7 protein-coding genes are annotated in these 7151 nt (G+C 53.3%); all 7 read left to right on the top strand.

Translation table 11 applies throughout. From position 1 onward, the window contains the following. Positions 1–673 (top strand): MgtC/SapB family protein (locus B3W37_RS03025; RefSeq protein WP_483174750.1); only part of this gene is annotated, 673 nt, incomplete at its 5' end. 47 nt (positions 674–720) lie between these two features. Continuing rightward, positions 721–4338, top strand: a complete 3618-nt coding sequence (locus tag B3W37_RS03020) for a PolC-type DNA polymerase III (protein ID WP_483174749.1) — start codon at positions 721–723, stop codon at positions 4336–4338. Positions 4339–4514: 176 nt separating this feature from the next. Beyond that, entirely contained in the window at positions 4515–4970 is a 456-nt protein-coding gene (locus B3W37_RS03015) for a ribosome maturation factor RimP (RefSeq protein WP_483171130.1), read from the top strand. Between the two features lie 13 nt (positions 4971–4983). Beyond that, complete coding sequence (gene nusA / locus B3W37_RS03010; RefSeq protein WP_483174747.1) at positions 4984–6144, top strand: transcription termination factor NusA; 1161 nt, start codon at positions 4984–4986, stop codon at positions 6142–6144. Beyond that, entirely contained in the window at positions 6128–6403 is a 276-nt protein-coding gene (gene rnpM / locus B3W37_RS03005; protein WP_481040017.1) for an RNase P modulator RnpM, read from the top strand. Before nusA ends, rnpM begins: the two co-directional genes overlap by 17 nt. A gap of 12 nt (positions 6404–6415) precedes the next feature. Further along, positions 6416–6757, top strand: coding sequence for a L7Ae/L30e/S12e/Gadd45 family ribosomal protein (locus B3W37_RS03000; protein WP_481040015.1), 342 nt, complete (start codon positions 6416–6418; stop codon positions 6755–6757). Further along, positions 6745–7151 (top strand): translation initiation factor IF-2 N-terminal domain-containing protein (locus tag B3W37_RS02995; protein WP_483171135.1); only part of this gene is annotated, 407 nt, incomplete at its 3' end. The genes B3W37_RS03000 and B3W37_RS02995, both read left to right, overlap by 13 nt.

Below are 7151 nucleotides of genomic sequence, written 5' to 3'. Positions count from 1 at the left end.
ATGTGGAAGTATGACCATTTACGAGGTTGTCTTTAAACTAGCCCTGGCTGGAATACTGGGGGGATTGATCGGCCTGGAGCGCGAAAGTCTGAGCCGGCCGGCTGGACTGCGCACCTATACTCTGGTCTGTGTGGGCTCCACCCTGGCGATGATTGTTTCTATCGACATATACCTGCAGTACTACCATACCGTAAATGCCGATCCCGGCCGTATTGCCGCCCAGGTAGTCAGCGGGATCGGTTTTTTGGGAGCAGGAACCATCATGCGTGAAGGCTCCACCGTGCAAGGCTTAACCACCGCTGCCGGGCTGTGGGTTGTAGCCTGCATCGGCCTTGCGGTTGGAGCCGGGCTGTATCTTCCTGCAGTGGCCACCACCCTTTTGATCCTGTTCGTGCTCATCTACTTCATCCGCTTCGAACAACGTTTCACCGGGCGCAGGGAATATAAAGGCCTGGTTCTGGTGGTGGAGGACCGGCCCGGGCAGGTAGGCGTAATTGGATCGGTTTTAGGTGAAATGAACGTGCTGATTAAAAATATTCAGCTAAATCGCCTGGAAGGCGATGATCTGGAGATCGAGTTATTGCTGCAGATCCCTTCCAACACCTCGGTCGAACAGGTTATGGAACAGCTGGGTGAGATGCAGGATATCCGCAGCATTTATCGTTTGAATTAGGTTGGCACCGACCAGCCGGTGATCTTTTGGGATAGGGGATGGAGATTTTGACGAAGAGCGCAGATTTTTTTGCGCTGTTATATAATGACTTCCAATTCTGCCAGGCTGGTGCCTGGCAGGGTTCTGTTATACAGAAGGTGGAGGTGTACTCGTCACGCAAGCTGTGGCGGCTGCTGGTTGAAGTGCCGCAGCCTTTGCCGGCCGGCATATTGGAAGAGACCGCAAACTGCCTGCAGAGCAGCCTGGACTGTGAGGTGGGGGTCGAGCTTTTAACACAGCTCGACGATGCCGTCCTGGAAGCGGTGGTGAGAGATCACTGGGATTCGATCCGGCTTCTCCTGGAACAGCAGGAATCCAGCCCGTTGTGGAAGGTGGAGAACCAGCGCCTGGATCTGATAGCCGGGCACAGGCAGCAATACCAGGCCTTGCTGGATATAGAGGCCTGCAGCCGGATTTCGCGGTGGTTCAAGGAAAACTACGGGCTGCAGGTGATTTCCCGCGTCAGGTTGCAGGAGAGCCCCCAAGAGAACGGCTCTAAGAATTCTCAAACCCTTATCCCCGCTGCCGAATACCAGGTTTTGAGCTACGACGTCTCCGCCTCAAAACCCCGCAAAAACGCATCTAGAGGGAAATCCAGAGCCAAAGCCGCCCTGATCAGGATGAGCGACCTGCAGGAAGGCCAGCAGGGCATCAGGGTGGAGGGACAGATATGGCATAAAGAGATCAAAGCCATCCGCGGCGGGCGCTGCGCGGTGGAATACTATCTCACTGATTATACCGGGAGTGTCATCGTAAAACAATTTCTGGATAAACCTGCAGACGACCATTTACTGATCGATCAATGGATAACGGCCAACGGGGACATACGCTATGACCCTTTTACCCATGAGGCCGTCTTGTTCGCCGCTGCCATTGAAAACATGGAAGCTCCGCAACGCCGGGATCAGGCCCCCGACAAAAGGGTGGAGCTGCATGTCCATACCAAGATGAGCGCTTTGGACGGACTGGCGGAGGTGGAACAATTGGTAGCCCGGGCTGCACAGTGGGGCCATCAGGCTATCGCCATCACCGACCATGGCTGTGTGCAGGCCTTCCCGGACGCCTGCCATGCGGCTCAGAAACACCATATCAAGGTCATTTACGGGGTTGAGGCCTACCTCTATGAAAAAGATATCAAAGAACGCGCCTATCATGTCATCATTCTGGCCCGCTCGGCTGAAGGTCTGCGGAATCTGTACCAGTTGATCACCTTGTCTTATCTGCATCATTTTTATAAAAACCGGCCCCGCATCCCCCGGGCCGAACTTTCCAAATATCGCCGGGGCTTGTTGATCGGCAGCGCCTGTCAGGCCGGAGAGGTGTATCAGGCCTTTTTGAAGGGCTTATCCCGGGAAGAACGGCGCAGCGTTGCGGAGTTTTACGATTACCTGGAAATACAGCCCCTCAGTAATAATGAATTCTTGATAAACCAGGGTACCTTGCCGGACCGGGAAGCCTTACAGGAGATCAATCGCCAGATCATCGCTCTGGCCGCGGAACTGGGCAAACCGGTAGTGGCTACCGGGGATGTGCATGTTCTGGAGCCGCATGACGGCATCTTGCGCACTATCATTCAAGCCGGTCAGGGTTATGATGACGCTGAGTCCGATCACCCCCTGTATTTGCGCACCACCGAGGAGATGCTGGCCGAGTTCGCCTATTTGGGCGACGAACTGGCCCGGCAGGTGGTTGTTGAAGGCCCCAACCAGATCAACGCCATGGTGGAAATGGTGCAGCCGGTACCGGACGGTTTTTATCCGCCCCAGATTGAAAGTGCCGGGGAAGAGATCACCGCCCTGGCCTGGGAGCGCGTCAGGGAACTCTATGGTCAGGTGCTTCCCGAGGTGGTGGAAAGCCGCATCAAGAAAGAACTGTACTCCATCACCGAGCACGGTTTCAGCGTCTTATATCTGATCGCCCATAAGCTGGTACAGAAATCCAATCAGGATGGTTATGTGGTCGGTTCACGAGGTTCGGTGGGATCGTCTCTGGTAGCCTATCTGACTGGGATCACAGAGATAAACCCCTTGGCTCCCCATTATTTATGCCCGGATTGCGCTTATTCGGAATTCGTCGCCGCCGGTTTCTCCTGCGGGGCCGACCTGCCTGATAAAAACTGTCCCTGCTGCGGAAGGGAATTATTGAGGGATGGTTTTGACATCCCCTTTGAAACCTTCCTGGGATTTGAAGGTGACAAGGTGCCGGATATTGACCTCAATTTTTCAGGAGAATACCAATCCAGGGCCCATCAGTATGTAGAGGAACTTTTCGGCAGCGAAAACGTTTTTCGCGCCGGTACGGTTTCCACCATCGCTACCAAAACCGCCTTCGGATTTGTCAAAAAATACAGCGAAGAACGGGATCTCAGCTACAAAAACTCGGAGATCAACCGCCTGGTCAAGGGGATCACCGGGGTTCGAAAGACCACCGGCCAGCATCCCGGGGGCCTGATTGTGGTTCCAAAGGATCGTGATATACTGGAGTTTACCCCCTTGCAGCATCCCGCCGACAACAAAGATTCGGGCATTATCACCACCCACTTTGAATACCACGCCATCGGGGATCAGCTGGTGAAACTGGATATACTCGGCCACGATGATCCCACTGTCATCAAGGAACTTGAGGACTTGACCGGAGTAAAGGCCGCTACCGTCAGAATGGGCGACAAGACCACCATGCAGATTTTTTCCGGGCTTGAGCCTCTGAGCCTGGAGCCCGAAGTTATTAACAGCACTGTGGGCACCTTCGGCATTCCCGAGTTTGGCACCCGCTTCGTGCGGCAGATTCTGGAGACTACCCGGCCGTCCACGATGTCTGAATTGATCAGGATATGCGGGCTTTCCCACGGCACCGACGTATGGCTGAACAATGCCCAGGAACTGGTGCAGTCCGGGGTGGCGCAGCTCAATGATGTTATTTGCACCCGTGATGATATCATGCTTTACCTGATTCAGTTGGGGATGGACCCTCAAAAAGCCTTTAAGATCATGGAAAAGGTGCGCAAGGGCAAAGGGGTCAACCGGGAAGAAGAGGAGCAGATGCTGTCCTGTTTTACCCCTTCCTGGTATGTCGACTCCTGCCGTAAGATCAAGTACATGTTCCCCAAAGCGCACGCGGCCGCCTATGTGACCATGGCCTTCCGCATCGCTTTCTACAAAGTGCATTACCCGCTGGCCTTTTACGCCAGCTTTTTCAGTGTTCGGGCCGAGGATTTCGAGGCCGAGACCATGCTGGGAGGCTACCAGTTTATACAGAAGCGGATCCAGGAGATTGAGAAACAAGGCATGAAGGCCAGCGCCAAAGACAAGAAACTCCTGCCCTACCTGGAGGTGGCCCTGGAAATGTATGCGCGCGGCTTCTGCTTTTACCCCGTGGATATCTATAAGTCTCATGCCATCAAGTTCCAGGTGCAGGGAGATGGATTGTTGATGCCCTTTTCGGCCCTGCCTAACGTGGGGGCTGCAGCTGCGCAGAGCATCGTCAGGCTTCGCGGGGAAACCCCCTTCCTGTCGGTGGAGGAATTGCAGATGCGTACTCATATGAATAAAACCACTCTGGAGATGCTGAGAAAATACGGCTGCCTGGAAGGCCTGCCCGAGAGCGCCCAGTTGAACCTTTTTGCCTGAGGGCGGGGCGAGCCCGGCCGCCGCGATTTAGAACTCTAAAGCAGCTTGAATAGAATTGAGAAATTGTGTTATACTCTTAATGAGCTGGTAATAGTTTGGTTTCATGAGTGGGTTCTTGCCCACTTTTTCTATTGTATAATGCCAAACTAAGGCTCTTAAGATGCGGAGGAAAAGGGATGAACATGAATAAGGCCGCCCTTTTGGAAAGCCTGGTGGCAGAACCCCTGGCCAAATTGGGATTGGAGCTGGTGGAAATTGAGTATAAGCGTGAAGACGGCGACCGCATCCTGCGGATATTTATCGACCGCGAAGAGGGTGTGGATTTAGAGTCCTGCAGCGCAGCCAGCCGCGCAGTGAAGGATCTCGTCGACGAAGCCCAGGTAGAATACGACCATATGGAAGTTTCCTCGCCGGGACTGGACCGGGTCATAAAAACCGACCGGGACCTGCTGCGCTTTAAGGGGGCGCGAATCAAGGTCAAGACCCTGCAGGCTTATTCCGGACCACGCAAGATTATCGGTGTTTTACAGGGCTTTACTGAAGAGAAAATCAGCCTGTTAAACCAGGATGATAACCTGGTCGACATACCGCGCGACATGATCTCGATAATCAGGTTGAAACCAGACTTTTAGAGGAGGAAGCACCATGTCCAATGAGTTGATTCAAGCCTTAAATGAGATAGAGCGGGAACGGGGGATTCCCAAGCTGGCTCTTATAGAAGCAATAAAATCAGCTTTAAATACCGCCTATAAGAAAAATTTTGGCGTGGCCCAAAACGTAAGCGTGGATTTCGATGAAATGAGCGGGGATGTGCACGTTTACTCGCAGAAAAAAGTGGTCGAAAAGGTCGAAGACACCCGTCTGGAAATACAATTGGATGAAGCCCTGGAGTTGTATCCCGACTGCCAGGTTGAAGATATGGTCTATGTAGAGGCCACACCAACCAATTTTGGGCGGATCGCCGCGCAAACCGCCAAGCAAGTGGTGATCCAAAAGCTGCGCGAAGCCGAACGCAGCTTGATCTATCAGGAATTCCGGGAGCGCGAGGGCGAAATCGTAACCGGCACGGTGCAGCGCATCGAAGCCAAAACCGCTTATGTGAATCTGGGCCGAACCGAAGGCATCATGCTGCCCTCCGACCAAATCGGCGGGGAGAGGTATGAGGTTGGTCAACGCATCAAAGCCTATATATACGAGGTAAAGGACACCCCCAAGGGGCCTAACATCTTCGTATCCAGGTCGCATCCTTTTTTCTTAAAAAGACTGTTCGAATTAGAGGTGCCGGAAATCTATGACGGCATCGTAGAGATTCGCACCATTGCGCGGGAGGCAGGTTCCAGGTCCAAGATCTCGGTGCATTCTTATGACGAGAAGGTTGACCCGGTAGGGGCCTGTGTGGGTCCCAGAGGCTTTCGGGTGCAGAATGTGGTGTCCGAGCTGGGCGGAGAAAAAATTGATATAATCAGGTATGATAAGGATCCAAAGCGTTTCATCGCCAATGCCTTGAGCCCGTCCAAGGTCTTGAATGTCATACCCAATGAGGAAGAGAAGGTAGCCCGGGTTATCGTACCCGATTACCAGCTCTCGCTGGCCATCGGCAAGGAGGGCCAGAACGCCCGTTTGGCCGCCAAGCTGACTGGCTGGAAGGTCGACATCAAGAATGAAAGCCAGTATCTGGCCGAAATAGAGGAATTGGGCGCAGACCTGGAGCAAGAGGACGAATTCGAAGAATATGGCGAGGACCAGGAACAAGAAGCCGAATTTGATGATGATGCGGAGAACGATGAATATGGCCAGGATGCGTAAACTCCCGCTGCGCATGTGTGTGGGATGCCGGGAAATGAAAATAAAAAAAGAACTGATTCGTATAGTCAGGTCGCCGGATGGTGAGATTGTGGTGGACAGCACCGGAAAAAAGGCCGGCCGCGGGGCTTATATTTGCCCTGACCTGCAGTGCTTTAATAAAGCGGTTAAGTCCAAAAGCATCCATAAGGCCCTGGAACATGATATCCCTGCAGAGGTTCTGGCTGCGATAGAAGCCAAAATTGCGGGGATGAATTCGTAAGGATGTGAGGTATTGCTCAAATTGTATAACCTGCTGGGTCTGGCCATGAGATCGGGAGCGGTTTCATCGGGGGCTATGGCAGTAAAGAATAGTCTGCTTCGTAATCGAGCCTATTTATTGATCATGAGTAGCGATATATCTGAAAAGACCAAAGAATCCCTGGTAGCCTGGTGTGAGAAGCAGAACATCCCCTGGTTGGCGGGGGGCGATAAGTATCGCCTCGGCAATGCGGTGGGCAAGGCTTATCGGGTAGCGGTGACAGTAAATGACGAAGGCATAGCCAGGCAAATATTAAAAGTCTATGCTGCGGGAGATGAGCCAAATACGACGGGGGTGGTTGAATGGCCAAAGTAAGAGTGCATGAAATAGCAAAAGAACTGGGTAAATCCAGTAAAGAGATGGTTGATATCCTTCAGAAATTGGGCCTTGATGTGAAGAACCACATGAGTACCATGGAGGATTCTCAGGCCAGTTGGGTCAGGAAACAACTGGCAGATAAGGATAAAGGTAGTCAAGGTCCACAAGAAACGGCTGCGCCATCAAAACCTAAAAGCGAGACTTCAGCACCGCGGGGTCCTGCCGGTGCTGCGGACCGCCCTCCCTCAAAACGGCCTAGTCCCCAACCGGAACGTGCTCCCCAAACCTGGCGCCCAACCCAGGGAGAAGCGCCAAGAGAAGGTTCAGGCCAACCGCAGTCCAGGCAACAAACGCAGCCCAGGGGTACGCAGCAGCAAAGGCAGCCGCAAGG

This window comes from Syntrophomonas sp. UBA5494 (assembly GCF_002426325.1).
Note: the sequence above shows the minus strand (reverse complement) of the source record. Positions and strands in the feature narration are given on the sequence as shown.

What these genes read in the sequence shown, in the direction of transcription:
- B3W37_RS03015 (WP_483171130.1), top strand. Translation starts at nt 4,515, where the DNA reads ATGAACATGAATAAGGCCGCCCTTTTGGAAAGCCTGGTGGCAGAACCC.
- nusA (WP_483174747.1), top strand. Translation starts at nt 4,984, where the DNA reads ATGTCCAATGAGTTGATTCAAGCCTTAAATGAGATAGAGCGGGAACGG.
- rnpM (WP_481040017.1), top strand. Translation starts at nt 6,128, where the DNA reads ATGGCCAGGATGCGTAAACTCCCGCTGCGCATGTGTGTGGGATGCCGG.